Origin of the sequence: Burkholderia arboris (assembly GCF_038723655.1) — a bacterium.
Taxonomy (GTDB): domain Bacteria; phylum Pseudomonadota; class Gammaproteobacteria; order Burkholderiales; family Burkholderiaceae; genus Burkholderia; species Burkholderia arboris.
The window spans coordinates 159,414-186,346 of the sequence record NZ_CP109822.1; the positions used below are offsets into that span (position 1 = coordinate 159,414).

Annotated in this window: 23 protein-coding genes and 1 pseudogene; 13 read left to right on the plus strand and 11 right to left on the minus strand. The window is 66.3% G+C overall.

Annotated features, from left to right (window positions below; genetic code table 11):
- Positions 1-15: 15 nt before the first annotated feature.
- Positions 16-657, minus strand: a complete 642-nt coding sequence (locus OHZ10_RS17880; protein WP_340625765.1) for a CGNR zinc finger domain-containing protein — start codon at positions 655-657, stop codon at positions 16-18.
- A 250-nt stretch (positions 658-907) separates the two neighbouring features.
- Between OHZ10_RS17880 and OHZ10_RS17890 the strand changes: the two genes are divergently transcribed.
- On the plus strand, positions 908-1,291 hold the full coding sequence (locus OHZ10_RS17890; RefSeq protein WP_059238558.1) for a VOC family protein: 384 nt from the start codon (positions 908-910) through the stop codon (positions 1,289-1,291).
- A gap of 296 nt (positions 1,292-1,587) precedes the next feature.
- Here OHZ10_RS17890 and OHZ10_RS17895 read toward each other — a convergent pair whose 3' ends face one another.
- Positions 1,588-2,196, minus strand: coding sequence for a glutathione S-transferase family protein (locus OHZ10_RS17895; RefSeq protein ID WP_059238555.1), 609 nt, complete (start codon positions 2,194-2,196; stop codon positions 1,588-1,590).
- Between the two features lie 120 nt (positions 2,197-2,316).
- On the opposite strand from OHZ10_RS17895, the gene OHZ10_RS17900 reads away from it, so the two are divergent.
- Both OHZ10_RS17900 and OHZ10_RS17905 read left to right on the plus strand, forming a co-directional pair.
- Complete coding sequence (locus OHZ10_RS17900; RefSeq protein ID WP_059238553.1) at positions 2,317-3,300, plus strand: helix-turn-helix transcriptional regulator; 984 nt, start codon at positions 2,317-2,319, stop codon at positions 3,298-3,300.
- 208 nt (positions 3,301-3,508) lie between these two features.
- Positions 3,509-3,796 (plus strand): annotated as a pseudogene (locus tag OHZ10_RS17905) (VOC family protein); the annotation flags it as partial.
- A gap of 188 nt (positions 3,797-3,984) precedes the next feature.
- Here OHZ10_RS17905 and OHZ10_RS17910 read toward each other — a convergent pair.
- A complete protein-coding gene (locus OHZ10_RS17910; RefSeq protein ID WP_059238549.1) occupies positions 3,985-4,833 on the minus strand; it encodes an ureidoglycolate lyase in 849 nt (282 codons plus the stop codon).
- Between the two features lie 250 nt (positions 4,834-5,083).
- On the opposite strand from OHZ10_RS17910, the gene OHZ10_RS17915 reads away from it, so the two are divergent.
- From OHZ10_RS17915 to OHZ10_RS17925, 3 genes are all read left to right on the plus strand, one after another.
- Positions 5,084-5,386, plus strand: a complete 303-nt coding sequence (locus OHZ10_RS17915) for a hypothetical protein (protein WP_174991643.1) — start codon at positions 5,084-5,086, stop codon at positions 5,384-5,386.
- Positions 5,387-5,498: 112 nt separating this feature from the next.
- The gene (locus OHZ10_RS17920; RefSeq protein WP_059238546.1) at positions 5,499-6,320 is read left to right on the plus strand and encodes an IclR family transcriptional regulator; all 822 of its coding nucleotides are present in this window, start codon (positions 5,499-5,501) and stop codon (positions 6,318-6,320) included.
- A 173-nt stretch (positions 6,321-6,493) separates the two neighbouring features.
- Complete coding sequence (locus OHZ10_RS17925) at positions 6,494-7,045, plus strand: hypothetical protein (protein WP_059238544.1); 552 nt, start codon at positions 6,494-6,496, stop codon at positions 7,043-7,045.
- 651 nt (positions 7,046-7,696) lie between these two features.
- Here OHZ10_RS17925 and OHZ10_RS17930 read toward each other — a convergent pair.
- From OHZ10_RS17930 to OHZ10_RS17950, 5 genes are all read right to left on the minus strand, one after another.
- The gene (locus OHZ10_RS17930) at positions 7,697-10,054 is read right to left on the minus strand and encodes a GNAT family N-acetyltransferase (protein ID WP_174991644.1); all 2,358 of its coding nucleotides are present in this window, start codon (positions 10,052-10,054) and stop codon (positions 7,697-7,699) included.
- Positions 10,055-10,634: 580 nt separating this feature from the next.
- Complete coding sequence (locus tag OHZ10_RS17935; RefSeq protein WP_059238540.1) at positions 10,635-10,937, minus strand: H-NS family nucleoid-associated regulatory protein; 303 nt, start codon at positions 10,935-10,937, stop codon at positions 10,635-10,637.
- 103 nt (positions 10,938-11,040) lie between these two features.
- Complete coding sequence (locus tag OHZ10_RS17940; protein WP_063805267.1) at positions 11,041-11,313, minus strand: hypothetical protein; 273 nt, start codon at positions 11,311-11,313, stop codon at positions 11,041-11,043.
- A gap of 61 nt (positions 11,314-11,374) precedes the next feature.
- Positions 11,375-11,902: a BON domain-containing protein gene (locus OHZ10_RS17945; RefSeq protein WP_059240875.1), complete on the minus strand. Its 528-nt coding sequence runs from the start codon at positions 11,900-11,902 to the stop codon at positions 11,375-11,377.
- Positions 11,903-11,956: 54 nt separating this feature from the next.
- Positions 11,957-13,444: a sigma-54 interaction domain-containing protein gene (locus OHZ10_RS17950; RefSeq protein ID WP_256087065.1), complete on the minus strand. Its 1,488-nt coding sequence runs from the start codon at positions 13,442-13,444 to the stop codon at positions 11,957-11,959.
- 316 nt (positions 13,445-13,760) lie between these two features.
- Here OHZ10_RS17950 and OHZ10_RS17955 point away from each other — a divergent pair, with 316 nt between their 5' ends.
- Together OHZ10_RS17955 and OHZ10_RS17960 are read left to right on the plus strand one after the other, a co-directional pair.
- On the plus strand, positions 13,761-15,164 hold the full coding sequence (locus OHZ10_RS17955) for a GntP family permease (RefSeq protein ID WP_059238535.1): 1,404 nt from the start codon (positions 13,761-13,763) through the stop codon (positions 15,162-15,164).
- Between the two features lie 341 nt (positions 15,165-15,505).
- Positions 15,506-15,757 (plus strand): DUF4148 domain-containing protein, encoded by a 252-nt coding sequence (locus OHZ10_RS17960; RefSeq protein WP_059238533.1) that lies wholly within the window; start codon positions 15,506-15,508, stop codon positions 15,755-15,757.
- Between the two features lie 39 nt (positions 15,758-15,796).
- On the opposite strand, the gene OHZ10_RS17965 is transcribed toward OHZ10_RS17960, so the two are convergent.
- A complete protein-coding gene (locus OHZ10_RS17965) occupies positions 15,797-17,383 on the minus strand; it encodes a thioredoxin family protein (protein WP_342705461.1) in 1,587 nt (528 codons plus the stop codon).
- A 261-nt stretch (positions 17,384-17,644) separates the two neighbouring features.
- Positions 17,645-18,145: a GNAT family N-acetyltransferase gene (locus OHZ10_RS17970; RefSeq protein ID WP_340625594.1), complete on the minus strand. Its 501-nt coding sequence runs from the start codon at positions 18,143-18,145 to the stop codon at positions 17,645-17,647.
- Between the two features lie 566 nt (positions 18,146-18,711).
- Here OHZ10_RS17970 and OHZ10_RS17975 point away from each other — a divergent pair.
- The 3 genes from OHZ10_RS17975 (at position 18,712) to OHZ10_RS17985 (ending at position 22,765) form a co-directional block, all read left to right on the plus strand.
- Positions 18,712-21,069, plus strand: a complete 2,358-nt coding sequence (locus tag OHZ10_RS17975; RefSeq protein WP_342705462.1) for a phosphocholine-specific phospholipase C — start codon at positions 18,712-18,714, stop codon at positions 21,067-21,069.
- Positions 21,070-21,345: 276 nt separating this feature from the next.
- Positions 21,346-21,615 carry a hypothetical protein gene (locus tag OHZ10_RS17980; protein WP_012493620.1) on the plus strand — a complete coding sequence of 90 codons (270 nt, stop codon included), beginning with the start codon at positions 21,346-21,348 and terminating at the stop codon, positions 21,613-21,615.
- A gap of 154 nt (positions 21,616-21,769) precedes the next feature.
- The gene (locus OHZ10_RS17985; protein WP_174991652.1) at positions 21,770-22,765 is read left to right on the plus strand and encodes a DedA family protein/thiosulfate sulfurtransferase GlpE; all 996 of its coding nucleotides are present in this window, start codon (positions 21,770-21,772) and stop codon (positions 22,763-22,765) included.
- A gap of 123 nt (positions 22,766-22,888) precedes the next feature.
- On the opposite strand, the gene OHZ10_RS17990 is transcribed toward OHZ10_RS17985, so the two are convergent.
- Positions 22,889-23,044 (minus strand): hypothetical protein, encoded by a 156-nt coding sequence (locus tag OHZ10_RS17990; protein ID WP_342705463.1) that lies wholly within the window; start codon positions 23,042-23,044, stop codon positions 22,889-22,891.
- 837 nt (positions 23,045-23,881) lie between these two features.
- Between OHZ10_RS17990 and OHZ10_RS17995 the strand changes: the two genes are divergently transcribed.
- Together OHZ10_RS17995 and OHZ10_RS18000 are read left to right on the plus strand one after the other, a co-directional pair.
- Complete coding sequence (locus OHZ10_RS17995) at positions 23,882-26,005, plus strand: type VI secretion system Vgr family protein (RefSeq protein ID WP_342705464.1); 2,124 nt, start codon at positions 23,882-23,884, stop codon at positions 26,003-26,005.
- Positions 26,005-26,931, plus strand: a complete 927-nt coding sequence (locus OHZ10_RS18000) for a hypothetical protein (RefSeq protein WP_342705465.1) — start codon at positions 26,005-26,007, stop codon at positions 26,929-26,931. Before OHZ10_RS17995 ends, OHZ10_RS18000 begins: the two co-directional genes overlap by 1 nt.
- The last annotated feature ends 2 nt before the right edge of the window (positions 26,932-26,933 follow it).

Consider the following 26,933-nt stretch of genomic DNA (forward strand, 5'->3'; position numbering starts at 1 on the left):
GCCTGAAACGGTCCGTCACTCGGCCTTGTGATAGTGGCGGTACGCCTTCGCGCGATTGCCGCACGACGACATCGAACACCAGCGGCGGCTGCCGTTCTTGCTGTCGTCGATGAACAGCCACTGGCAGGCGTCGTTCGCGCAACGCTTGACCTTCGCGAGCCGCGCCCCGCCGAGCAGGTCGATCGCCGACCACAGCACCGGGCTCAGCAGCGCCGCGAGCGTGGCGCCCGTGCCGCCGATCCGCCACCCATAGGCGCCGTCGATGCGCGCCAGCGCGACGCGCGGCGCCGCTTCTGCAAGAAAACCGCCGAGCAGCGCCAGATCGTCGGCGTGCGGCTCGCGCTGCTCGGCCTGCGCATGAAAGAGCCGATACAGCGCCTCGCGCAACGCGAGCGCGCGAGCGAGCGTCGCCGGTTCGTCCCCCTTCTCCCGTACGTGACACGCGTCGGCCAGACTGGCCGGTACGCCTGCCTGCTCGCGGCACCACGTGACCAGGTCGTCCAGCGTCCCGAGGGTTTCAGTCGGCGCATCGGCGCCGCGCCAGTACAGCGTGTTCGCGAAATCGATGCTCAGCGTTTCCGGCGGCGCCGGAATCAGGCAGTCCGTCATGACGAAAGGTTGCGTTTTGCTCATGACGCGATCGTATCTAACCATCATGCCGGTTGACAAGCTTCCGGCCGCTTTCTAACATAACCATCATGGTGGTTACGAACGGGTTGGCTGCACTGGCCCCTTCAGATCAAGGAGACACAGATGATCGATCGACTTTCCTTCGGTGTTATCCACAACGACCGCAGCCGCGCGTCGTACGACAGCACGCTCGGCGCGCTTCGCTGCAAGCGGCTGGCATGGTGCCTGTAAGCCGGTTTGCTGCACTGACGTCCCCCTCAGTTCAAGGAGCCCACAGATGATCGATCACCTTTCCTTCGGCGTCGCCCACATCGGCCGCAGCCGCACGTTCTACGACAGCACGCTCGGCGCGCTCGGCTACAAGCGGCTGTATAGCGACGACGGCTCGATCGGCTACGGCGCGACCGAACCGGTGCTGTGGCTGCAGCATGCAGCTCGCCCCATCGCCGCCGATCCCGAGTCCGGGTTGCACCTGTCGTTCAAGGCAGCGTCGCCCGTCGAGGTCGACGCGTTCTACCGCGCCGCGCTCGAGCACGGCGGCCAGGACAACGGCGGGCCCGGCAAACGCGAGCACTACGGCCCCGGCTATTACGCGGCGTTCGTCGTCGATCCCGACGGATACCGGCTGGAAGCGCATTGCGAACTGGACAACATCGTGTGACCCGTTCGCGTACGAACGCCAAGGGCCCGATTCCTCTTGATGCGGAATCGGGCCCTCGCTTTTGAATCATCGCCGTCCGGTTGCCGACGACCGCCGCAGGCGGTCGTTCAGCGGAATCGCGGCATGCGCGGTTATTGCGCGCCGCGCGTGCGCTGCAACTGCTCGCCAGGCCCTTCGATGCCGAGGCGCACCGCAGGCAAGCTGTGGTATTCGGTGAACTACCGCGCTTGCGGCAAGCCCGCCGCCGGCACCTGCTGGGGCTGATAAGCGAGCGGCCTGGCGCGGCGTTTTCACATTCAGACGTCGCCCTGCATCGCGGGGCGGCTCTTGACCTTGCCCAGCCAGGCCTGCACCTTCGGGTGCGCGGCCACCGGCGCGCCCACCATGGCGGAATACCCGACCACCGACCCGACCACCAGGTCCGCCAGCGAGTATTCGCCGCCCAGCATCCAGGGCTGGCGCGCCAGGTGCGCATCCAGCAGCCCCAGCAGAGAATCCAGGTCGGCGGTGGCGCGCGCGGCCTGGCCGGCATCGCGAATCTGTTCATCGCCGTGGGTCGTGAGGAACAGGCGCGACAGCACCGCGCCATACGTCACGTAGGCCCAGGCGCACCACGACAGGGCGGCCAGCCGCTCGGGGGTACCGGCGACGGGCCACAGGCCTTGCTTGACGCCCCAGTTCTCGCCCAGCCACAGATGGATCGCCAGGGCCTCGAACATCGGCGCGCCGTCCACCGTCAGCGTGGGCACCTTGCCATTGGGATTGAGGGCCAGGAATTCGGGGCGGCGCTGTTCGCCCGCGCGGATATCCACCTTGACGCGTTCGTGCGGGACCTGCAATTCGGCCAGGGCGCAGGCGATGGGGGAGGCGCTGGACTGGGGGTGCCAATAGAAAACGATAGACATGGAAAAGGCTCCGGATTTCGGGGGGTGAGTGCCGCGGCCCCGTGGCCGCTGACGACGGACGAACTGTAGAATCCATTGCGGACAGTTTCTGCCCTCGATACGAGGTATCGTCGCCCCACCATGCTCAGTTCCAGCAACCGCCTGCTCCGCCTGCTTTCCCTGCTGCAGACCCGCCGCCATTGGGCCGGCGCCGAGCTGGCGCAAGCCTTGGCGGTGCACCCGCGCACGCTGCGGCGCGACATCGACCGGCTGCGCGAACTGGGCTACCCGATCCAGGCCAGCAGCGGCGTGGCGGGCGGCTACGCGTTTCGCGCGGGCAACACGCTGCCGCCCCTGCTGCTGGACGACGACGAGGCCATGACGGTGGCCATCACGCTGCGCACGGCGGCCACCGGGTCGATCGGCGGGGTGGAAGAAGCCGCGCTGCGCGCCCTGGTCAAGCTGGAACAGGTCATGCCCACGCGGCTGCGCCACAAACTGGATGCGCTGCGCTCGGCCATCGTGCCGCTGCCGCGCGCCGGCCCATTGGTGGACGCCGGCCAGCTGGCCACGCTGGCGGCCGCCTGCCGCGATCAGCTGCGCGTGAATTTCGACTACGCCGATAGCCGCGGCCAGGCCAGCACGCGCCAGGTCGAGCCGCAAGGGCTGGCGCACACGGGGTGGCGTTGGTATCTGGTGGCGTGGGACCCGGCGCGCGACGACTGGCGCACCTTCCGGCTGGACCGCATTGCCGGCCCCGTGGCGCTGGGCGCGCACTTCGCGCCGCGGCCGCCCCCGGAAGGCGGCGACCTGCGCGCGTATGTGGCGCGTTCCGTGGGCCAGGCGCCCAATGCCGAAGAAGCCCGCATCGTGCTGCATGCGCCGCGCGCGGTGATGGCGGCGCGCATTCCCGCATCGGCCGGCCAGGTCGAGGCGCTGGACGACGACAGCCGCTGCCTGCTGCGCTGCACAGGGCAATCGCTGGAATCGCTGACGTACTGGCTGATGGCGCTGGAAGTGGAATTCGAGGTGCTGGCGCCCGACTCGCTGGCGCTGCGCTTTCAGGCGGCGGGCGAACGTGTCGCCCGCATGCTGCAACGGCGCGAGACGGGCGGCCAGACTTAAGCGCGCAGCCGGCTCGCCGACATGGAGGCTGACGTCGTGCCGAAAGGCGGAACTGACGTGTCGTCGCCCCCGTAAGGAGGTCAGCTGGCCAGCTTGGCCTGGTCGGCCTTCGACAGCTGCTGCATCATCAATGACACGTTCTCGGCGACCTTCAGCTTGTCGGCGGCCGACATGGCGTCATAGTCTTTCTTGGAAATACCCAGCGACTAGCGACGACGGCGCCATCGGGTACGGCACGACCGAACCGGAGCTGTGGTTGCAGCACGCTGCCCGCCCGGTCGCCGCCGATGCCGAGTCGGGGCCGTACCTGTCGTTCAAGGCGGCTTCGCACGTCGAGGTCGACGCGTTCTGCCGCGCCGCGCTCGAGCACGGCGGCCAGGACAACGGCGGGCCCGGCAAGCGCGAGCACTACGGCCCCGGCTACCACGCCGCGTTCGTCGTCGATCCCGACGGGTATCGGCTGGAAGCGCATTGCGAACTCGACAACGTCGTGTGATCGAGCCCGCATACACCACGTACAAACGGCAGGGGCCCGATTCCGCATCGCGCGGAATCGGGCCCTTGTCCTTGCTGCATCGATGTTCGGTTCGCGACGCGCGCCGCAGGCAGGCACGCCGACGACCGGGCGGCGCGGCCGGGTTGCGACTGATTGCACCCGCGGCCCGGCTCGCGCCGGGCACATGCTTACTGCGCGTTGCGCGTGCTCTGCAACTGTTCGCCGAGCCCTTCGATCCCGAGGCGCACCATTTGGCCAGCCTTCAGGAACACCGGCGACGGCTTGATGCCCATGCCAACGCCCGGCGGCGTGCCGGTCGTGATCACGTCGCCCGGCTGCAGCGTCATGCAGGTCGACAGATACGCGATCAGTTGTGCGACGGTGAACACCATCGTGCGCGTGTTGCCGTTCTGAAAACGGTGGCCGTCGATCTCGAGCCACAGGTCGAGACGCTGCGGATCCGGCACCTCGTCGCGCGTGACGAGCCACGGGCCGATCGGGCCGAACGTGTCGAAGCCCTTGCCCTTGTCCCACTGGCCGCCGCGCTCGATCTGCCATTCGCGTTCGGACACGTCGTTGACAACGCAGTAGCCCGCGACGTAATCGAGCGCGCTCGCCTCGTCGACGTCCTTGCACTTCGCGCCGATCACGACGCCCAGCTCGACTTCCCAGTCGGTCTTGACCGAGCCTTTCGGGATGTCGATGCCATCGTTCGGGCCGCAGATCGAGCTCGTCCACTTGCCGAACACGACCGGCTCCTTGGGCACCGGCATGCCGGCTTCGGCCGCATGATCGGCATAGTTCAGCCCAATGCCGATGAACTTGCCGACGTGCCCGACGCACGCGCCGATGCGCGGCTCGCCGGACACGAGCGGCAGCGTAGCCGGATCGATCGCGCGCAGCCGCGCGAGACCCGCGTCGGTCAGCACATCGCCGGCAAGATCCGGCACGTGCGCGGACAGGTCGCGAATCCGGCCGTCCGCGTCGAGGATACCGGGCTTTTCCTGGCCGGACGGGCCATAGCGAAGCAGTTTCATCGTGCTTAACCTCTGTTGTCGAATGGGACAGGATTACCGGTCGACGCGACCCTTCGCGGCCGCGCGCCGGACTGATTGTCGATCGTCGATTGCGCGCGTCGGTACCGCATCCGGCGGGCGGTTCGACGCGCGAAGGTCGCGCGGGCGCAGCGATCGCGGCGCCGCACGAAAGTACGGCGCGCATCGAACGGGCGGCCGCCGGTCTGCGCATCGGCGACGACGGCCCGGCACCCGCGACGCGTGCCGGCCCATGGCGGCCGGCTTCACGCGCGGCCGCACCGTCGCTGGCCCGCAAGCCTTTGTACCATCGGCCGCGCATCGTGAAATGACGCGCGACGGATACCGACTATTGGTGCGCCTGCCGACGTTGCGGCGCAGCATCGAATGCACGAACGCCGGCCGACCGCTTGCGGCTGCCGGCGTCGCCTGCCATCAGACCATGAATACTGGATATTCGGGCTGCCCCTGTCATCGAGAACGGTTGCTGATCCGTTCTTGTCCGGTAACGATCGGTAAAAAGACGCTGCATTGCACACTATTTGTTTATTGCTAAGCTCGTACGAATGGCTTTCATTGCCATACGCGGGCCCGAACCATGCGCGTGCAGAACCGGCCAGCGTGCGTCGCCAACCGATCGACGGTAATCCCCCAACCTCACACCGACAATGCAGACAACCAACGACCCGCTTCCCGGCTGCGACGCACGGGAATCGATGGCCGCTATCGACCGCTATCGCGCACCCGCGCTCGACAAGGGCCTCGACATTCTCGAACTCCTGTCCGAACAGAAAGAAGGACTCACCCGCACCGAAATCACGAAGGAACTCGGCCGCAACGCGAGCGAAATCTACCGGATGCTCGAACGCCTCGTCGCCCGCCGCTACGTGATGCGCTCCACCGGCGGCGACCGCTACACGCTCAGCCTCAAGCTGTTTGCGCTCGCGCACCGGCACCCGCCGATGAACCGGCTGATTGCCGAGGCCCTGCCGCCGATGCAGCGCTTCGCCGATGCCGCCGAGCAATCGTGCCATCTGTCCGTCTACGATCGCGGCAACCTGCTCGTGATCGCGCAGGTGGACGGGCCTGGCCCATGGGGCGTGTCGGTCCGCCTCGGTTCGCGGGTCGGGCTCGCCGATACGGCATCGGGGCGCATGATGCTGGCGTTCCAGGGCCCCGAGCAACGGGCGCACATGCTGGCCGAGCACCGCAAGGTCAAGGGCGAAGCGCCGCTGAACGAGCAGGAGCTCGCGATTGCGTGCCAGTCCATCCGGCAGTCCGGCTACCTGCGCCAGGACAGCCGCCAGGCGTACGGCGTGACCGATCTGACCGTACCGATCCTCGGGCCGTCCGGCCTGGCGATCGCGGTGCTGACCTGCCCGTACATGCGCCGCATCGACGCGCACACGGTGCAATCCGTCGACGTGGCCGTCGAAGCGCTGCGCGACACGGCCGCCCATCTGTCGATGGGCCGCACAGAAACCTGCTGACACGCGGGTTCGATGAAGCACACCGGGTACGGCGCAATGGCGCCGACCCCGGTCGCGCGCGACGCCCGTTCGGCGCGCGATGCACGCCGTCGCATCGCGCGCCCACGGCGCTACGCTAAAATAGCGGCCCTCTCAAAAACTACGGCGGCCGGTTGTCGCGGCCGTCGTGTCCGATGGATGTCATGGCCAAACTTCTGAACGATCAAGAATTCCAGCGTTTCTCCGAACTTCAGCAGAAGCAGGCAAGCTTCACGATCACGCCCGAGGAAGCGGACGAGCTGCGTGATATCGTCGCGCGCGCGCAGCAAAAGCGCGACGATCGTGCCGCCGCAATGCAGGCGATCGAGAACTACATCGAGCAGTTCGACATCACGCCTGACGAACTCTTCTCGCCCGAGCAGATCGGCGACGCGGCCCGCACCTACGGGCTCATCACGGCGACCAAGAAGGAACGCACGCTGCCGCCGTCGATCACGTTCAACGGCAAGCCGTACCAATGGACCAAGACGCTTCCGGACGACGTGCGCGGCGCGCTGTTCGAAGCATTCACGTCCGGCGAATCGGTCAAGCGCTTCATCGCGATGCCGAAAGACACCGCGCGCTGTGCGCTGACGATCGCCCGCCTCGAGCGCGAAACCGGTGCCGTCTATGCCGATCCGCACCTCGAGGAACTCGCGATTTCGCGCGACCAGGTGAACGACGCGGCGTCGAAACTCGCGGCGTAATGCTGCTGGCGGGCACGGTTCATGCGTGCCCGCACCCGCGTATGACGCCGGCATGGGCCGGCGCCGCGCTCGCGGGAGTCGTGCTTCCGCACGCTCCCGAAAAGCCTCACCTCGGCGTCCCGCAAGCACTCACCCATATCTCCCGAAAAAGCTCACCCAAGGCTCCTGGAGATCCTCACCGACACCTCCCGAACGTCCTCACCGACACCTCCCGCAGGTGCTCACCGACGCGTCCCGGAAAGGCTCACCAGCGGCTCCTGCAGGTCCTCACCGGCTGTTCCCGGGAAGGCTCACCGAATGCTCCCGTATCGGCTCACCGTGCCATTCCGGAACGGCTCATGTACGGCTCCCGAAAAATCTCACCTTCGTGACGGTTTCGAATCTCCGAGGCCGGAATGCGGCAGCGACATTGCGAAAACACATCGTTTGAACCCGCTCGCCGGACGCGTATCGCGCCATGCCGCCCTGCATCGTCGGACACCTCGCGTGCATTGATATTGCCGCGGCTGACAGGGCCCGCGCATTCGCAGACGCTTCGCTCGACAGGCTGGTTCAAATATCCTGCATTCCTGAGTAAGCTTGCGGCGAGGCGAAACGTCGGAGGCATCGACTGCATGCGGCAACCCCAAATCTCAGGCCGCGGGCCGATGCCTACGGCTGCAACTTCATCCTGAAACCCACGACACCGGGCTCTTCCGTCGTCGACACCGCGAAGCCGCACGACTTCGCGAGCGAGATCATCGCCGAATTCTCGCGCAGCGCCTCGCCGACCATCCATGCGGTGCCGCGCGAGCGTGCGTAGTCGATGATGCGGGCCATCATCAGCCGGCCGAGCCCCTTGCCCTTCTGATCGGGCCGCACGGCAATCGCGAACTCCGCCGTCTCGTTGTCGGGATCGGCAACCGCACGCGCCACCGCAAGCGTGTGGTCACGCCCCGACACATCGGTGAACGACACGATGAAAGCCATCTCACGGTCGTAGTCGATCTGCGTCATGCGCGCCACCTGCGAATGATCGAAGCTGCGCACCGCACCGAAGAAACGCATCCGCAGATCTTCCGGCGTCATCGCGCCGAGCAGTTCGTTGTGCGCAGCCTCGTCCTCCGGACGGATCGGGCGGATCGTTACCGTCTCGCCGCGCCACTCGAGCGTCTGCTCGAGGTGCCGCGGATACGGCATGATCGCCAGCCGGCTGCGCCCCGTGGCCAGCGTGATGCGCGGCGCGAGTACCCTTGCGCGGTCGGACATCACGCGCAGCGTGACCGACATCGCGACGACTTCGCGCACGTCGCAGACGACCTGTGACAGCGCCGTCAGCGCATCGAGCGTCGGTTCGACGGGCGTACGGCGCGCATACGGCGAGCGCTCCATTACCGCACGGGCGAGCACGCTGTTCAGCGGCGGCAGGCCGTAGACGACGAACGGCGCCGACACGCCGTCCGCAGGCGGCACGGCATAGCGAAACACCGGACCGAAATTCGCATCGTCGTACATGTCGACCGTGATATCGACGACCTTCGTGCCGACAGGCTCGTTGGCCTGCTCGCCCTGCAAGCCGAAATGGGACAGCCAGCGCAGCGCGGCCTCGCCGGCCAGATCATGCTCACCGGCTTCGACCATCCTGCGCGCGTCGGCCTGTGCGGATGCCACGCACTCGGCCGGCTGCGGCGGCGTGCCTTCGGGCGTCTGCATCAGCAGTTGCCGCCCGAGGTTGTAGTCGACGAGACGCGCATACGCGCGTGCCAGCCGCTGCGGTGTCGTGTGCACGGGAATGCCGTTCGCGTGCAGCGCATCGCGCGTCGCCGCGTCGACCGCACCGAAGAAACACGCGAGGATGCCGCGATGCGCGTACTGCCGCGAGTCGATCAGCGTGCGTGCGACCGACTCGGCCGGCGCACTGTGGGACGTCGAATGGACGACGAACAGCGTACCCGTTTGCGGAAACGGCGCGAGCGCCTTGATCGCCGCGGCAAAGTGCTCGGGGCGTGCGTCGTCGCCCAGCGTGAGCGGATTGGCGGGCGCCGCGAGATGCGGCAGCGCGGCCGCCACGGCGGACGTGGCCGCGGGCGACCAGTCGGCCAGCACGTCGCGTACCTCGGCAACCGCATCGACCGCGAGTTTCGCCACGCCCGCATCGCTCGTCACGAGCGTCGCCGCGCCACGCGCGGTGACACGGCCGACGCCGAGCGTCTCGATTTCGTCGAGCAGATCGTCGAGTGCATCGACGCGCACCATGCCCGCACGCTGGAACGCCGCCGTATAGAGTGCGTCGCCGGGATCGGCGCGGCCGGTGCGCAACGCGAGCACCGGCTTGTTGCGCGCGGCCGCACGCGCAGCCGACATGAACTTGCGCGCCGCGCGCACGGTATCGAGTTCGAGCAGGATCGCGCGCGTGCCGGGATCGCTTGCCAGATAGTCGAGCACATCGCCCGCATCGACGTCGGATTCGCTGCCGAGCGCGACGACATGCGAAAAGCCGAGACCCCGCGCATCGGCCCAGCCAAGCACCGCGTTCGTCAACGCATTCGATTGCGACACCCATGCGACGCCGCCCGATCGCGCGGTGTACGCCGGCGCGCCGAAATGCGCATGCCGCGCAGGCGACAACACGCCGAGGCTGCCGGGCCCGACGATACGGAGCACGAACGGCTTCGCCGCCTTCAACGTGCGATCGACCGCGGCGCGATCGGCATCGGTGCGCGCCTCGCCGACGATCACCGCGACGCGCGTGCCGAGCTCACCGAGCTTGCGCACGATGCCGGCCCAGGTTGCGGGCGGCGTGCAGATCACGGCAACCGACGGCGGCGCAGGCAACCGGTCGACATCGGCGACAACGGCATGCCCGTCGAGCGCGCGATATTTCGGATTGACGGGCCACACGGGCCCCTGGAACGCACCGTCGAGCACACGCGACCACACCATTGCGCCAATACTGCCCGCACGCGATGACGCGCCGACGACCGCAACGGACCTGGGCTGAAACAACGCATCGAGATGGCGAACGGTCACATCGGCTCCCTGCGGTGACGAAAGACGACACGATCGGCACGCGGCCGGGCAGGCCGGGCGCCGATCGACGCGAACCCCAAGCATAGGCGAAGCGCCTGCGGCTGCCTATATGCCGAACGGCCGACTGTTCGACGAACGTCAATGCTCGCACCATGGACCTGCAACACACGCGTCCGGCATCGCAGCGCCGCTCGCACGACGCAAGCAACGCGGCACGGCACGGCGGCCGCTTCCTCAAAGGTGAGGATTTACAGGAGCGATGGTGAGTATGTTCGGGATTTGCACGACACCCCGCGCAAACACGCGAAAGGTGATGATTATCCGCTGCATGCCTGCACCGCGAAAATCGCGAATGCCAATGCGCGTGCCTGGCGTCATTACGCGATTGTTTACCGGAATTCCCCGCAATATGCAGCCGGATCGCGGCGAATTGGCAAAACAGGATCCGTTAATTGCACGACATGACACGTCCATTCGTCAGGGAAAATCGCATGGCGACTGCCCAAAAACAAAACGGTGCGACGGCCGCATGGCCATTCGCACCGTCGGTCAACTCGCGAAAGGTGAGGATTTTCGGGAGTCAGTCCTTGATCAGGAAACGTGCGCGGTTCTTGCCGAGCCAGGTCGGCGATCTTCCGCGGCCACTCCACGTTTCGCCCGTCTTCGGGTTCAGGTATTTCGGCGGCAGCGTCCGCTTGGGCTTCGCGGCGGCAGCGGCACTCGCCCCCACCGGACGAAAACCGAGCTCTTCCGGCGTAATGTCGTATTCCTCGATTTTCGCGCGGATATCCGCAATCGCGTCGGCAATCGCCTTTTCACGTTCCTTGTCGATCTTTTGCTGAAGCCTTTCGAGCTGCGCGGTCAGTTGCCTGTAGGTCGCCATATGGATGGGACTCCGTGAATGTTATTCGTGAAAAACAGGTGACTTCATGCAAACAGAAAAGCACTTCGCCCGATCGTGGTCTCCTCAGCCGGTCATTTCGGGATCAATAACCGCTCTTCTTCTTGCATGCGAAGAGAAGATTTCGCACGGCGTCATCAGTCGATTGCTGAATCACTTCGAAATCCCCGTTGCACATGGCCCGGGCATTGTCCGTGCAATTGCTCCAGTCGCTGCCGGTGCATTGCACCTGGGTGGTCGGACGGCCGTCCGACGTGAAGAGCGGGGCACTGCCACCGCACCCGCCGAGCCCCGCAACCAGAACCAGCATTGCGGCCGCCCGAGGCCACCGACAGACCGACGCAAGCATGTGTTTCATTGTTCTTCCCGTCAACCATTTTTTGAATGTCGCGAGTATGCCATGCGCGGCCCTCCGGCTGTCAGTCCGGCTTGCGGTCGGGTTGCCCACGCGCCTTGTACGGCAAGCGCTTGCGCGGATCGTCGGTGATGCGAACGAACACCTGCTCGACGTCCGGAAGCGCCTCGAATTCGCGTTGCAGCGCCTGACGATCGAACGCTGCATCCGCGCATCCTTCGACGTAGATGAAACGTCGCTGCACGGTGATCCACAGGCTCGTGCCGCGCAGATGATCGGAGCCGGCGAAGTGGGCCTTCGCCGCATCGGCGATCGACGCGTCATACATATACGAGTTCGGCTTCGTGCAGCGATGGGCGAGCCAGCAGGTCGTGCCGCGTTCGGCGCGGTAATGCGCGTCGTCCGTCATCTCGGCGCGCGTCATCCACGGGCCAAGCGGCAGCGGGCATTCGGCCACGTCCCGCGACAGCGCGACGAACGGATCGTTGTACCAGTTGCGCCGCGCCTCGGGCGCGTCGGCGTCGCCGGCCTGCGCAAACGCGGACGTCGCCAGCAACATGGTCAGCCACCCTGCGATGCCGATCCGCTTCATCGTGATCTCCTGTTCGATGCTTGACGTCACGCCGCATCGGCATCGCCGGCCGGTCTACCGGTCGATGCCCAGCGCAGCCAGTTTCTTGTACAGCGTCGCGCGGCCGATCCCGATGCGCGCGGCCGCTTCGACGACCTTCCCGTCGCAGGCCGCCAGCGCGTCGGTCAGGAACTGGCGTTCCCATGCCGCCAATGCATCGGCATACGAAGCGGCCGGTGCGCCGGATTCACCGGCCATATCGCCTGCGCGCCGCCCGGCCGGCGACGCGGCAACCTGCTGCACCGGTGACGCGCCATCCGTCGATACGCGCACCGGTCCGAGGAACGGCGCGAGCGCGCGCGCATCGATGACCGAACGGTCCGACAGCATCAGCGCGCGTTCGAGCGTATTGCGCAACTCGCGCACGTTGCCGGGCCACGGATACGCACACAGCATCCGCAGCGCATCGTCGGTCAGCTCGCAATGCGCGGCGCGGCCGTGCTGCGCGGCCAGCTCCTCGAGCGTCGCGTAGACGAGCGCCGCGATGTCGGATGCGCGCTCGCGCAGCGGCGGCGCATGGATCGTCAGCACGTTCAGCCGGTAATAGAGATCCGCGCGAAAACGCCCGGCCGCCACGAGCGCCGGCAGGTCGGCCGACGTCGCGGCGATGATCCGGACGTCCGCGCGCACGATCCGGTTCGAGCCGACCGGCTCGAACTCCTTGTCCTGCAGCACGCGCAGCAGCTTGCCCTGCAACGGCAGCGGCATATCGCCGATCTCGTCGAGAAACAACGTGCCGCGATCGGCCAGCTCGAACTTGCCGACGCGCCCCTTGCGATCGGCACCCGTGTAGGCGCCGGGCGCCGCGCCGAAGAATTCGGTTTCGAGCAGCGTGTCGGGAATCGCGGCGACGTTGACGGTCACGAGCGGCTGGAGCGCCCGCGCCGACGCCGCATGGATCGCGTGTGCGAGCAGTTCCTTGCCGGTGCCCGTCTCGCCGAGCAGCAGCACCGGCGAATCGACCTGTGCGGCACGACGGGCCTGGCGCTTGGTTTCGAGGCTCGCGGCACTCGTGCCGACGAAGCTCGCGAACGTATATTTCGCGCGGCGGGCCTGCGCGAGGGAGCGCTGCGTCGCGATCAGCTGCTGCTGCAACTGCGCGTAGCGGGAAAAGATCGGCGTGAGCGTCTTCAACTGGTCGAACAGCGCGAAGCCGATCGCGCCGACCGTCTCGCCCGCCTCGTTCTTCAACGGCAGGCGCGTGACGACGAGCGGCTCGCGGCCCGTCTCCATGATGTCGAGCAGGATCGGCTGCCCGGTCGACACGACCTCGCGCATCAGGCTGTTCGGGATCACGGTCTCGCAGTCGAGGCCGACGGCCTGTTGCGGATCGGCGAAACCGAAACGCGCCGCATATCGCTCGTTCATCCACACGACGCGCGCATCGCGATCGACGACCACCGTGCCCGCGCTCGAATCCTCGAAGGTCCGGAACAGCGACTCGGCGGCGCGCCGCAGCACGTCGCCGTAGTTGACGGGCAGGCGGGCCCAGTCGTTCATCATCGTGTCTTCGTCTCCGTGTATTTTCGACCGGATGTCTCCGGAACGAGACGGATTATCTCATTATGGAGACGCGCCGCAATGCGTTGTCCGGACAAGCCCTGCACGATTTCATGGGCTGGCCGGATGGCCATATCGTCTCCAGACGGAGACGATTTATGTAGAATCGTCAGACATAGGCCGGCGCGGGCCCGCCAGCCTCCGGCGGACCCATGTCCGGCGGCGCAATCCGGCCGATGGCACGAAACCTGCACGAACCTGAGCCGGTCCGCGGCGCATCGCGCGATCGAACAACAACCAAAGCCATTAGGAGACTCCCTTGTCTTTCGTGATCGTCCTCGCCGCGCTGGCGTTCCTGATGTTCGCCGCCTATCGCGGCTACAGCGTGATCCTGTTCGCGCCGATCGCCGCGCTCGGCGCGGTGCTCCTGACCGAACCCGCCGCCGTCGCCCCGGTCTTCTCCGGCATCTTCATGGAGAAAATGGTCGGCTTCGTCAAACTGTATTTCCCGGTCTTCATGCTCGGCGCCGTGTTCGGCAAGGTGATCGAACTGTCCGGCTTCTCCGAGTCGATCGTCCATGCGGCCATCCGCTACATCGGCCGCTCGCGCGCGAATGCGGTGATCGTCGCGGTGTGCGCACTGCTCACCTATGGCGGCGTATCGCTGTTCGTCGTGGTGTTCGCGGTCTACCCGTTCGCGGCCGAACTCTATCGCCAGAGCAACATCCCGAAACGGCTGATGCCCGGCGCGATCGCACTCGGCGCGTTCTCGTTCACGATGGATTCGCTGCCGGGCACCCCGCAGATCCAGAACATCATCCCGACCACGTTCTTCAAGACGACCGCCTGGGCCGCGCCCGCGCTCGGCACGATCGGCTCGCTGTTCATCATCGTCGTCGGCCTCACGTATCTCGAATGGCGTCGCCGTTCGGCCATGGCAAAGGGTGAAGGCTACGGCACGTCGCTCGTCAACGAGCCGGAACGCGTCGAGGCGACGTCGCTGCCGAATCCCGCGCTGGCGATCCTGCCGCTGATCCTCGTCGGCGTGTCGAACTTCGCGTTCACGAAGCTGATCCCGCAGTGGTACGGCGCCGCGTCGTACACGGTCGCGCCGGACGTGCTGCCGGGCGTGCATGCGCCGGTCACGGCGTCGATCAAGACCGTCGTCGCGATCTGGTCGGTCGAAGCCGCGCTGCTGCTCGGTATCGTGCTGGTCGTGCTGACCGCGTTCAAGCGCGTCAGCGACCGCTTCGCGGCCGGCTCGAAGGCCGCCGTCGCCGGTGCGCTGCTCGCGGCGATGAACACCGCGTCGGAATACGGCTTCGGCGGCGTGATTGCCGCACTGCCGGGCTTCCTCGTCGTCAGCGATGCGCTGAAGAGCATCCCGAACCCGCTCGTCAACGCGGCCGTGTCGGTCAGCTCGCTCGCCGGCATCACGGGCTCCGCGTCCGGCGGCATGAGCATCGCGCTCGCCGCGATGTCGGACCTGTTCATCAAGGGCGCGCAAGCGGCCAACATCCCGATGGACGTGCTGCACCGGGTCGTCGCGATGGCGAGCGGCGGCATGGACACGCTGCCGCACAACGGCGCGGTCATCACGCTGCTCGCGGTCACGGGCCTCACGCACCGCGAGTCGTATCGCGACATCTTCGCGGTCACCGTCATCAAGACGCTCGCGGTGTTCTTCGTGATCGCCGTGTACTACGCGACGGGGCTCGTGTAAGCGCCTTGTGTGAGGCGGCGTCCTGCACGCCGCCTCGCGACCTGTCCTTCAGGATCGGACCGCATGCGAACCGGAACGGATTCCGGCCTTCGCATCCGGTCCGATTTCTTTTGTACGCTCGCCGGGCCCCGGTCGAAACCAGGCCGCCGCGGGCCTGCGCAGCACCGCCGGGCCGCCATTCGGCATCGCCGCCGCCCGCCCATTGTTGCCCGCAACAAAACACAGCGTTGGGCGCGATCGCATTTTTCACGCGCCCGCCTCGGCCTACACTGGTTTCAACGTCGCACGGCGCTTCGGCGAACGAAGTGCAGCGATTTACCGGAATCGTGGAGGTCCCGATCATGAAGCGCCTGATCCAAGCCGTTGCCATTGCCCTCGCCGTCTCGGCACCGCTCGCCGCGCAAGCCCAGTCGAACCCGCCGCTCACGCGCGCGCAGGTCCACGCCGAAGTCAAGGCACTCAAGCAGGCCGGCTTCCAGTCGAGCGACTGGTTCTATCCGGCCAGCATCGTTTCCGCCGAAGCGAAGATCGCCCGCCAGCACGATGCCGGCTACGGCAGCGATCGCGGCACGTCGTCGGAGTCGGGCCGGTAATCGATCGTCCGGCCCGCTCGACGATGCCTGCTTGCTTCGTCAGGCCTTCACGGGCTGGATCAGCTTCGTGCACGCCACTGCCTGCGGATCGCCCGCGGGCAGTTTTCCGCATACGCCGTCGAACTGCTTCACGACCGACCTGACCGACGCATCGTGCGCGCCGCCGGCGCGCCAGCGGTTCAGCTGCGTGACGACCTTGGTCAGCGCGCGCAGGTTGGCGCCGTAAAACGCGTCCCGTGTCTTGTCGGCCTGGGCGAGCACACTGGCGGCGATCCCTTCGATACGCGCCGAATCGTCCGGCGCCAGCTGGACCGCATTCGCAAAGTAAGTCGCGCCCCAGCGCAGCTTCGTCGCCGGCCCGCTCGCCGCGTCGTAGGCCTTGCGGTACCAGTCGAGCGCCGCGGCCTTGTCGCCGCGCGCCTTCGCATTCGCGGCCAACCCGGACATGAAGTAGTACGGCGTGGACGAACGCGGCAACTCGGCCTTCAGCAACGCATCCGACGCGTCGTACAGCCCCGCGTCGGTCAGCGTGTCCGCGCCTTCGCTGACGAGCGCCTGCCGCTCGTACGCATTTGCCGCGCCCTGTACCGATGCGGCGATCTGCTTGCGTGCGGTATCGGCCAACGCGGGCGGCGCGCCCTTGCCCGCGTCGCCGCGCGCGAGCAGCACGCGGCCATGCAACGCCATCAACCGGTCGATCGACGACAGCGTGGTGTCGGCCGACAGGCGCGCGAGCGCCGTGTCGTACGCGCCGCGGAGCTTCGCGCGCTGCGCGTCGTCACCCCCGAGATAGGCAACCACCCGCGCAGGCGCCGTGACCAGCACATCCGAATCGGCCCGCGACAGCGCCGGATCGTGCAGCACCGTGCGCAGCGATTCGGCGAGCGCCGCCTTGTCCAGCGCACCGGCCTGCGCCGGATCGTCCGATGCGGCGACCGCCGCCGATTTCAGCGCGAAGCGTGCCGCTTCGGCCTTCGCGCCGGCCGCCCGCGCGCGTTGCGCGAGCGACTGCAGCGTCTCCGCGACACGATCGGCCGGCACCGGCAACGCGCCGTCGGTATCCCACGAATAGTCGGCCAGCAGGCGCCACTCGTCCGGCGTCAGCGACGCGCCGTTCTTCAGCGCGGTCGCGAGCGTCTGCCGCACCGGATGCGCGGCCGTCATCCCGAGCGACAGCGCCTGCATGTAGCGGTCGAGATCGGCTTCGCCCGGCAGCCGCGTCACTTCGGTGCCGTCGGGGCGGAACAGGATCATCGTCGGATAGCCGTGCACCTTGAAGCGCTCGCCGAGCTTCTGCGCGCTTTCGGTATCGCCGTCGAGATACACGGGCACGAAGAACGACGAGCGCGTCTTGAATGCCTGCTGGCTGAAGATCGTCGACTTCACCTGGTTGCACGACGGGCACCACACCGCGCCCCAGTACAGCAGCAGCGGTTTTCCTGTGCGCTTCGCGAGCGCGAATGCGGCATCGACGTCACCGTGTTGCCACGCGATGCCGGGCGGCAGATGCGCGCCATCGGACGCGGCGCTCGCCACCGGCGCGCCTGCAGGCGTAGCAGCGGCAAACGCCGCACCCGCGGCGGCGAACAGGCAGGCGGCAGTCAGATTCCGGAGAACGGTTTTCATGGAAGCGGGTTCCGTTGAAAGGGACGGTTGCGGGACAGCAAGGCGAGCCAAAACACGGGCCGTGAAGCGATGACGAAGAAGCCAGCCGACGTGCAACGCCGCGCATGCATCGAGTCGGAAAAGCGAGCACCGGCCGAAGCGGCCGGCAAATCGTTCAACGATACGACGGGTACAGCCGGGGGAAAACGAACGAATTCTCGAATGAATATGACGCGCGGCATCGCGGCCGCGCGTGCCGACGCCCGGGCGGCGGCCGGCCCTTCACTGCCGGCCCTTGATCCGTGCCATGTGATACACGGACGCCTGCACGCCGTCGCGCAATGCATAGCCCGGCGATTCGCCTTCGATCCGGAAACCGTGCTTTTCGTAGAGCGCGATCGCCGCGCGGTTGTCGGCAAACACGGTCAGTTCGAGGCGCGTGACGTTCAGCCAGTTCTCCGCGAGATCGATCGCGGCCGCGAGCAGCCGGCTGCCGATGCCGTGCCCGTGACGGGCCGCATCGACCATCATGCCGAGCCCTGCCGCATGGCGCCGGCGCGGATTCGGCTCGGGATGCAGGCCGAGATGGCCGACCACCGTGCCGTCGATTTCTGCGACGAGGCTCACACCGTGCTCATGCACGTTTTCGATCCGCTTCTGCCATTTCCCGAGCGACGGAAACGGATGCTGCAGCGTATTCATGTACACCGCGGGATGTGCGGCGATCTGCCGGATCGCGTCGACGTCGTGCGTCTCGCTGTGCCGGATCTTGATGTCGGTCATGGGTAGGCCGGTTCCGAAAAGTCGCGCCAGCGGCGCGTGCTGCAACACGTATGCAGCAACGTGTCGAGCTTATCCGATTTCACGCATTTGAAACACGGGCGTCACGCAGCTTCCTGGGTCGTTGCCTTTACAACGACAGGCGACCACGCGCACGGGCCACGAGTCGGAAATATCTGACCGGTCCCGCGCGAGGGAATCGGTAATTCCTAGCCTTTTCTGCCGACATAGTTGCGCACGCAACGTCACACGCGCGACATGCGGTGTCATGCCTTCATCACGTCGACGTCATCTCGTCTCCCTAGACTGGGCGCCACCCAGCCCGGCATGCGCCGGACCGGTGTGTGCCGCCGCCCTGTCCCGCGCATCACGAGCGCGCGGCACGCAGGATCGCGTCGACGGCCGCTGCCTCTGCGCGACACCCCGTGCCGGACGCGATGCGCGCATCTCCGCCGCGTGCGGCCGGCGCACCCGAACCCACACGCATCGCGATTCGTCCCGGGGGGACGACGCATGGGCGCCTCCACACGAAGTCACGAACGCTCCCACCATCACAGGATCCGAACGCCATGACGTCACGCCGCAAATTCCTTCAGCAGACCGCCACTTCCGGCCTCGCCGCCGCCGCGCTGTCCGCGTTCCCGCCGAGCATCCGCCGCGCGCTCGCCATTCCCGCGTTCCACGAAACGGGGACCATCAAGGACGTCAAGCACGTCGTGCTGCTGATGATGGAGAACCGCGCGTTCGACAGCTACTTCGGCACGTTCAAGGGCGTGCGCGGCTACGGCGACCGCTTCGCGGTGCCGTCGCCGAACGGCCGCGACGTGTTCTACCAGTCATACACGAAGGCGACGCCCGCCACGACCGTGACGCCGTATCACCTCGACGCGAGCCAGGGCAACGCGCAGCGCGCGGGCGGCACGCCGCACACGTGGGCCGATGCGCAGGCCGCGTGGGACCACGGCCGGATGAACCGCTGGCCCGACGCGAAGACGCCGTTGTCGATGGGCTACTACGACGCCGCGGAAGTACCGTTCCAGCGCGCGCTCGCCGATGCATTCACGCTGTGCGACCACTACCACTGCGGGATGCACACGGGCACGATCGCGAACCGCCTGTTCTACTGGAGCGGCACCAACGGCCCGAACGGCATCAGCCCGGCCGACGGCAGCCGCGTGAAGATCGCCGCGCTGAACAACCAGTTCAACGGCGGCAACGACATCGGCCCGTCGAGCCAGGGCTGGACCTGGACGACCTATGCCGACCGGCTGCAGCAGGCCGGCGTGAACTGGAAGGTCTACCAGAGCCTGATCGACAACTTCGGCTGCAACGAGATGATGAGCTTCCGCCACTGGCGCGCGGCGATCGAGCAGATGCCGGCCGCGCGCCGGCCCGCGTACGTCGCGTCGACGGACATCACGCAGCCGGTGACGGCCGCCGGCGCGTTCTACGACCCGGCGATCGACGATCCGCTGAGCCCGCTTGCGAAAGGGTTCGGCAACACGATGCCGTACGGATTTCTCGAATCGTTCCGCGACGACATCCGCAACGGCACGCTGCCGGAAGTGTCGTGGATCATCCCGCCGTCCGTGTACAGCGAACACCCGGGGCCGTCGAGCCCCGCGCAGGGCGGCTGGTACGTGCAGGCCGTGCTCGACGCGCTGACGGCGAACCCGGAGGTGTGGAGCAAGACCGTGCTGCTGATCAACTACGACGAGAACGACGGCTTCTTCGACCACATGCCGTCGCCGGCCGTACCGTCGCGCAACGCCGACGGCACGCTCGCAGGCGGCCATACGCTGCGCGACGCCGACGTCGCCGCCGAATACCACGACTTCACGCCGGCCACGTCGAGCCAGCCGGCCAGCGATGGCCGCCCGTACGGCCCGGGCCCGCGCGTGCCGATGTGGGTCGTGTCGCCGTGGAGCCGCGGCGGCTGGGTCAACTCGCAGGTGTTCGACCATACGTCGACGCTGCTCTTCCTCGAGAAGCGCTTCGGCGTCGCCGAGCCGCAGATCAGCGCGTACCGCCGCGCGGTGTGCGGCGACCTGACGAGCGCGTTCAACTTCCGCTCGCCGAACAACGAGCCGCTGCCGACGCTCGCGGGCCATACGACGAAAAGCCAGGTCGACGCGCTGAGCGCCGCGCAGCAGGCCGCGCCGAAGATCGTGCCGCCGACCGCGCCCGCGCTGCCCGCGCAAACCACCGGCGTGCGCCCGTCGCGCGCGCTGCCGTACGAGCTGCATGCGAGCGCGCGTACCGACGCCGGCACCGGCACGGTCACGCTGAAGTTCGCGAACACCGGCCGCGCGGCGGCCGTGTTTCACGTCTATGACAAGCTGCACCTCGACCGGCTGCCGCAGCGCTACGTCGTCGAGCCGGGCAAGACGCTGCACGGCAACTGGGCCGCGCGCGCCGACAATGGCGGTAAATATGACCTGTGGGTGCTCGGCCCGAACGGCTATCACCGCCGCTTCACCGGGGACCTGGGCCGCCTCGCCGATACGCGCGCGCCGCGCCCGGAAGTGCGCGTCGGCTATGCGGGCGCCAGCGGCAACCTCCATCTGCGGCTGCGCAACGAAGGCGGCGGCACGGTGCGCTTCACGGTGAAGTCGAACCAGGTCTACGGGCCGCTGTCCGGCCGCGGCGGCAACGACGGCCACGGTCATGGCCATGGCCATGGCAACGAGGACGGCAACAGCCAGGGGCGCGGCCACGGTCACGGCACCGGTACCACGTGGACCGTCACGGTGCACGCCGGCGACCAGTCCGAACTGCACTGGAAGCTCGACTCGACCGGCCACTGGTACGACTTCATCGTGACCGCCGACAGCGACGCGAGCTTCTCGCGGCGTGTGGCCGGCCGCGTCGAAACGGGACGCCATTCGGTCAGCGATCCGGCGATGGGGCTCGCCGACCGCTTCTGACGCCACGCTCGGCGACACGCATCGCACCGCGTGTCGCCGCCCGCGCCGGCGCGACCGCGAACGCCGGTCCCGCGCCGGCCGCGGCCGGTGCCCGATCTGGCTGAAACGCCCGCCCGGCATGGCTCAAACATCAGAAGGATCGGTGGTACAACCCTCATTTCACCGCACGAAAATGCTCCGTGTTGCGGCCCGTTCGCGTTAAACTGCGTCAAGCCGTATTCAACAAAGACATCTTTGCCGCCAAGGCATCCACGACACGATACGAGGATAGGTTCGATGCGCACTACCGGCTCATCCGGGGCAATGACCCTGCTCACCGAACACGACCCGGCCGACGGCCGTGAATTGCGCTCGCTCCGGCTCGAAGCAACGGGCGATGGCAAGAGCGTGCTGCTGATCGAGATCGACGAACGCAAGCCCGGCATTCACCGCGAGGTTCGCTACGAGATCACGCCGGCCGAACTGATCGCCGCGATCCGCTCGCATGGCGCCGAGCTGCCCGGCGAAAACCACGGTGCCGCGTCGCTCGCCCGTACCCCGTCCTGATTCCGAACGGTGAGCCGCGCGCAATGCGCAGGCTCACCGACATCCCCCTGCCGCCGTCAGGCGCTTTCCGTCATTCCCGCCGTTGTCTTGAAAAAGGCCGATAATCGGCCCATCTGCATTTCCTGCCCACGCCATTCCTTTTCGGCCAGCCGTCATGCTCCTACGTGACCTCGTCGCCCAGTACGGGCCGCTTCTCGTGTTCGTCAACGTGCTCGCGGCGGCCATCGGCCTGCCGGTGCCCGCGATGCCGACGCTCGTGCTGTTCGGCGCGATGTCCGCGATGCATCCGGCGATGATCGGGTCGCAGCTCGTGACGGTGGTCGCGCTGTCGGTGCTCGGCGCACTGATCGGCGATACCGTCTGGTACCTCGCCGGTCGGCGCTTCGGCGGCACGACGCTGAAGACCATCTGCCGGCTGTCGCTGTCGCGTGACAGCTGCGTGAAAAAGACCGAACGCTTCTTCGGCCGCTACGGCGTGCGCGTGCTCGCCGTCGCGCGCTTCATTCCCGGGCTGTCGCTCGTGTCGGTGCCGATGGCCGGCGCGTTCGGCACGCGCTATCGCACGTTCGTCGGCTACGATGCGCTCGGCGCCGCGCTGTGGACGATCGTCGGGCTGGTGGTCGGGGTGATGTTCTATCGCCAGATCGACTGGCTGTTCGCCGGCGCGGGCCAGCTCGGCCGTGTGGCGCTGCTGGCGGCCGTCGCGGTGCTGGCGGTGTACGCGGCGATCCGCTGGATGCGCCGCCGCGCGCTGATCCGCCAGCTCGCGAGCGCGCGGATCGGCGTCGACGAGCTCGACGCGATGCTGCGCGATACGTCCGCGCCGGTGGTCCTCGACGTGCGCTCGCCCGAGCACCGCAAGCTCGACCCGTTCACGATTCCCGGCGCGCAGTTTGCGGACGAACGCCAGATCGGCGACATCGTCGCGCGCTATCCGATCACGCAGAAGTTCGTCGTGTATTGCTCGTGCCCGAACGAGTTCACGGCCGCGCTGATGGCGAAGCGCCTGCTCGACGCAGGCTTCACCGATGCGCTCGCGCTGCGCGGCGGCCTCGACGCATGGCGCGATACGGGCCGCCAGCTCACGTCGCTCGTGGAAGAGATGCCCGCCGCGAACGATCCGGTCGCGGGGTTGCACAAGCCGGCCTGAGCACGGGTTATACGGTAGCTGTTTCAAACGCTCATGGTAACGACACCGTTGTAAAGAGCCGTACTGCAGTGTGGTAACTCAACGCCACGCAACGATCTGCCGCGACACGAGCGCCGCTCCTAGTCAGCAAACACCGTCCGTATCGCCGCCGAAATCCCGTTTGACGGCCCGGCAAAGCGTCGATTTCGACACGCCATCCGTTGCCCGGAACACCCTCCTGAGAATTCGATCGATGCCCGCGTAGGTATCGACGATTGCCTGATCAAGCCCCAACGACATTCAACTGCTCGCGCTTTCAGCTCGTCGCCTCGCTAGTGCGCCCGGATGCGTCTCCTGTGGATCTGCAAGACCACCGACGGCCACCCGTTCAATGCTCGGTATAGCTGAGCCGGAGATCGACCAACCAGTTCGCCAACCTCAGGGTCTCCTTGCACGATATCGCCGCGGAATCCCTTGCGAGGGAAACATCCCGCGAAAATGGTTATCCGAACTCCGGATTTCGTACGACGAAATTTATTCGATAGATATTTTTGATTAGCTACATTTACAAAAAATATATCGAATAATTTCGCATTCCTTCATGAATATCGATCTTATCTCACTGGAGCAAATTTGCTCGTCGCATGGCTGCGTCATTTCTGAAACAGTTACGCAATTCGACATTTACAGATCTGACCGAGGTCGCTTTCGACCTGCCAGCGCATTCACTAAATCGTCAGGCATCACTTTCCTCTCGCGCACCACTCCATTTTCGAATTTGTCCCATAGACGGACATGTCGTCTTCGTCAACCATCACCACTCAAGCGTCCGCATGCACCGTCGGCGGCGTCATGAAGATGGCGATTACGTTGCTCACCGAACATACCCACGGTCGAATGATCGCTACGTAAAACATGCCTGCAGGTAAATGAATTCAAAGCATGAAGCAAAAGACGAGTCTCCCGTTCGATATCGTCGACAACGGCAACCATGCAGCGTTGGCAGGCTGAAAGCCCAGGGATGTTGCTGCGATGGCTCGTTTGGTGACGCCCCCAAGCCGGGTCTTGTGGTGGACGTTCATCACTACTCGTTCGGCAATACATTGTGAAAGCCATTTTCGAGGTAATGAGCCGACTATGCCCACGCAATCCGACCTGCGCTTTACCTTCACCGCTGGCGATGAATCGTTCGAGGTGGTGGAGTTCACACTGCACGAGGGGTTGTCCGAAACCTTCCTGTTGCAGATCGAACTCGCCAGCGCCAACGGCGCCATCGACTTCGGCCAAGTGCTCGATCGCAGCGGCCTGCTCACCATCTGGCAGGGCGGCGTGCCCGTGCGTTACGTGTACGGCGCGGTGTCCAGTTTCGTGCAGCGCGACACGGGTTTCCGGCGCACTCGGTATGCCGCTGTAGTCGAGCCGCGCCTGGCGCGCCTGAAGCTGTCTTCCGACTGGCGCATCTTCCAGACTCTGAGCGTGCCTGAGATCGCCACGGTCGTGCTCAAGGCGCATCACCAGACGCTGGACTATGAACAGCGTGTCACCAACGAGCATCTGGCGCGCGAGTACTGCGTGCAGGCCGGTGATACCGACTACGATTTCGTCGAGCGCATCCTGCGCGAGGAAGGCTTTTTCTACGCCTTCCAGCACAAGGCCGACGGCCACCGGCTGATCCACTGCGATCGACTCTTTATCTTCGGTCGCCAGCAGGGCGAGCCGGTGCTGTATAACCCCACACCCGGCGGCGACCAGTCGCAGCCGTGCCTGCGTACGTTCGCCTATACCGAGAACGTGCGCACCGCGCGCCAGGTGCAGCGTGACTACACGTTCAAGAGCCCACGCTATCCGCACGAATATCCGCGTGAGGGCACTGACCTCCATCACCAGGGCCGCAGCTACGCGCGCTACGACTATCCGGGCCGCTACAAGCACGAGGGTAGCGGCAAGGCCTTCACGCAAGACCGGCTGCGCGGCCACCGCCGCGATACGCGTATCGCGCGGGTTAGCGGCGACGATGCGCGCCTGCAGCCGGGCATCGCGTTCGACCTGACTGGCCACCCGCGTGAGGACATGAACCGCGGCTGGCGTCCGGTCAGCATCGTGCATCACGGCGTACAGACCACCAGCCAGGCGGAGGAAAGCGCTGACGCGCGGCAAGGCACGCACTACCGCTATGACGCCGTACTGGTGCCGGACGATATCGAGTGGCGCGCCGAGCCGCTGCCGCGCCCGCGCATCGACGGCCCGCAGCCGGCGACGGTGGTGGGCCCCGAAGGCGAAGAGATCTACACCGACGAGTACGGCCGGGTGAAGGTGCAGTTCCCATGGGATCGCGACGGCAAGCACGACGAGCACAGCTCGTGCTGGATCCAGGTTGCGCAGAACTGGGCCGGTGCGACCTGGGGACATATGGCGATTCCGCGCATCGGGCAGGAAGTGATCGTGGTCAACCTCGATGGCGATCCGGACCAGCCTCTCATCATCGGGCGGGCGTACAACCGCCTGCAATTGCCGCCGTACGAGCTGCCGCGACACAAGACGCGGATGACAATCAAGAGCCAGACGCATAAGGGCGAGGGCTACAACGAACTGCGCTTCGAGGACGAGGCGGGTCAGGAGGAAATCTACGTCCACGCGCAGAGGGATCAGAACATCCACGTCAACCACGACGAAACCACCTTCGTGGGCAACGACCGCAGCGAGCAGGTCGAGCACGACGAAACGATCGCCATCGGCAACGATCGCAAAGAAACCGTGGGTCGCGACGAGCAGGTCACCATCGGTCAGGACCGGCGCCACGACATCGGGCAGGACGACTTCCAGGCTATCGGCCGCAACCACACGATCCACACCGGCAAGGATCGAACCGAGGAAGTCGGCAACCATCGCTGCGACAAGACCGTTGCCGATCACACGGTGGATATCGGTGGGCATCTAACGCAGCGCGTGCAGGGCCGTGCCGAACTGGAGGCGGGGCAAGCCATTCGCCAACGCACCAAGGTCTATGAAATCAACGCTGCCGATTTGCTGGAAGTCAAAGGCCCAGGTGGCACCGTGCGCATCGATGGCGGCGGAATCACGCTGGAAGGCGTGACGATTCGGACGAAGGGGTCGATGCAAATCAACTCCGGCACGGCAAGCAACGCGCTCACGCTGCCTGCAGCGCCCCGTAAAGGGCAAGGTATGGACCTCGCCTGCACGATGCGCGTCGATGGTTCCTGCCCACGCAGGCCGTGTCCCTGCAGCAAGGGAGCAGCATGATGAACACGATCGATCCACTCCCCTGGTCGCGTCAGGTGGTGAGCACACTGCCTTGCACGAGCTGGGCGACGCTGGAACAGGGGCCGCACCCCTGGCTTTGCTTAAGCGGGGTTCACAGCAAAGCGCTTGAAGAAGACGTGCAAGCGATCACCAAGGGCTTTGATTATCGTTGGGTCTGGCGCAACACGGCATGGGAGTACGGCTCCCCAGGCTATCGTGAAGGCCCCTTGCTGGTGCCGCTCGACGAAGCGGTGTACGCCCACGCCGTCGACCATTGGATAACCCGACAAGCCGGACTGATCCTGCTGGCCCCCGCTGATGGCGACGACCTGGTGATTCATCTGCAACGATTGCGTCAGTTGACGGCACCCGACGGCTTTCCGCTCGGCTTCAGCCTGCATGCCGCGCGACAACTCGAAGAACTCTGCGAAGCGTTGCCGACCGAACGTCTGTCCGAACTGTTCGGCCCTATCCAGCGCCTCATCTGGCATGCGGATGATGAGCGGACGGTTGAATGGTTGTTTGCCGATGCACCGGCAACCGATCGTCCGCAGACCGTGACCGACGAACCCATCGCTTTGACGCACGACGACGAGTTCGCACTCGATCAAGCCAGCTTCGCATGGTTCATGCGCGACTGCGCCCGCGAGTTCCGCCACCGCTTTCCGGTTTACGACCATCCGGATAACGAACCAGTGCTACGGCGCTACCTGATCCACTTCGCCAACGAAGCGATTGATCGACTAGCACTTACCGCAGAGCGGGACGTGCGCCACTACATGGAGCTGCGTTTCCGGTATCCGCATGATTTCTTTGCCACGGACGCATCGTTGCGCAACATCTTGCTCCAGCGGCAGGTGAAGGGGAAACAGCGATTGTCCAATGCGGAGGCGCTGCTGGCGGCGCGGACCGCCGCAACGTCCTGAAG

Coding starts and splice junctions, on each gene's coding strand:
- OHZ10_RS17935 (WP_059238540.1), bottom strand. CDS start 10,937: ATGGCGACCTACAGGCAACTGACCGCGCAGCTCGAAAGGCTTCAGCAA.
- OHZ10_RS17915 (WP_174991643.1), top strand. CDS start 5,084: ATGGCGGCCGGCTTCACGCGCGGCCGCACCGTCGCTGGCCCGCAAGCC.
- OHZ10_RS17880 (WP_340625765.1), bottom strand. CDS start 657: ATGATGGTTAGATACGATCGCGTCATGAGCAAAACGCAACCTTTCGTC.
- OHZ10_RS18000 (WP_342705465.1), top strand. CDS start 26,005: ATGAACACGATCGATCCACTCCCCTGGTCGCGTCAGGTGGTGAGCACA.
- OHZ10_RS17990 (WP_342705463.1), bottom strand. CDS start 23,044: ATGTCGTTGGGGCTTGATCAGGCAATCGTCGATACCTACGCGGGCATC.
- OHZ10_RS17895 (WP_059238555.1), bottom strand. CDS start 2,196: ATGTCTATCGTTTTCTATTGGCACCCCCAGTCCAGCGCCTCCCCCATC.
- OHZ10_RS17890 (WP_059238558.1), top strand. CDS start 908: ATGATCGATCACCTTTCCTTCGGCGTCGCCCACATCGGCCGCAGCCGC.
- OHZ10_RS17920 (WP_059238546.1), top strand. CDS start 5,499: ATGCAGACAACCAACGACCCGCTTCCCGGCTGCGACGCACGGGAATCG.
- OHZ10_RS17965 (WP_342705461.1), bottom strand. CDS start 17,383: ATGAAAACCGTTCTCCGGAATCTGACTGCCGCCTGCCTGTTCGCCGCC.
- OHZ10_RS17995 (WP_342705464.1), top strand. CDS start 23,882: ATGCCCACGCAATCCGACCTGCGCTTTACCTTCACCGCTGGCGATGAA.
- OHZ10_RS17985 (WP_174991652.1), top strand. CDS start 21,770: ATGCTCCTACGTGACCTCGTCGCCCAGTACGGGCCGCTTCTCGTGTTC.
- OHZ10_RS17945 (WP_059240875.1), bottom strand. CDS start 11,902: ATGAAGCGGATCGGCATCGCAGGGTGGCTGACCATGTTGCTGGCGACG.
- OHZ10_RS17910 (WP_059238549.1), bottom strand. CDS start 4,833: ATGAAACTGCTTCGCTATGGCCCGTCCGGCCAGGAAAAGCCCGGTATC.
- OHZ10_RS17960 (WP_059238533.1), top strand. CDS start 15,506: ATGAAGCGCCTGATCCAAGCCGTTGCCATTGCCCTCGCCGTCTCGGCA.
- OHZ10_RS17925 (WP_059238544.1), top strand. CDS start 6,494: ATGGATGTCATGGCCAAACTTCTGAACGATCAAGAATTCCAGCGTTTC.
- OHZ10_RS17900 (WP_059238553.1), top strand. CDS start 2,317: ATGCTCAGTTCCAGCAACCGCCTGCTCCGCCTGCTTTCCCTGCTGCAG.
- OHZ10_RS17940 (WP_063805267.1), bottom strand. CDS start 11,313: ATGAAACACATGCTTGCGTCGGTCTGTCGGTGGCCTCGGGCGGCCGCA.
- OHZ10_RS17975 (WP_342705462.1), top strand. CDS start 18,712: ATGACGTCACGCCGCAAATTCCTTCAGCAGACCGCCACTTCCGGCCTC.
- OHZ10_RS17950 (WP_256087065.1), bottom strand. CDS start 13,444: ATGATGAACGACTGGGCCCGCCTGCCCGTCAACTACGGCGACGTGCTG.
- OHZ10_RS17980 (WP_012493620.1), top strand. CDS start 21,346: ATGCGCACTACCGGCTCATCCGGGGCAATGACCCTGCTCACCGAACAC.
- OHZ10_RS17970 (WP_340625594.1), bottom strand. CDS start 18,145: ATGACCGACATCAAGATCCGGCACAGCGAGACGCACGACGTCGACGCG.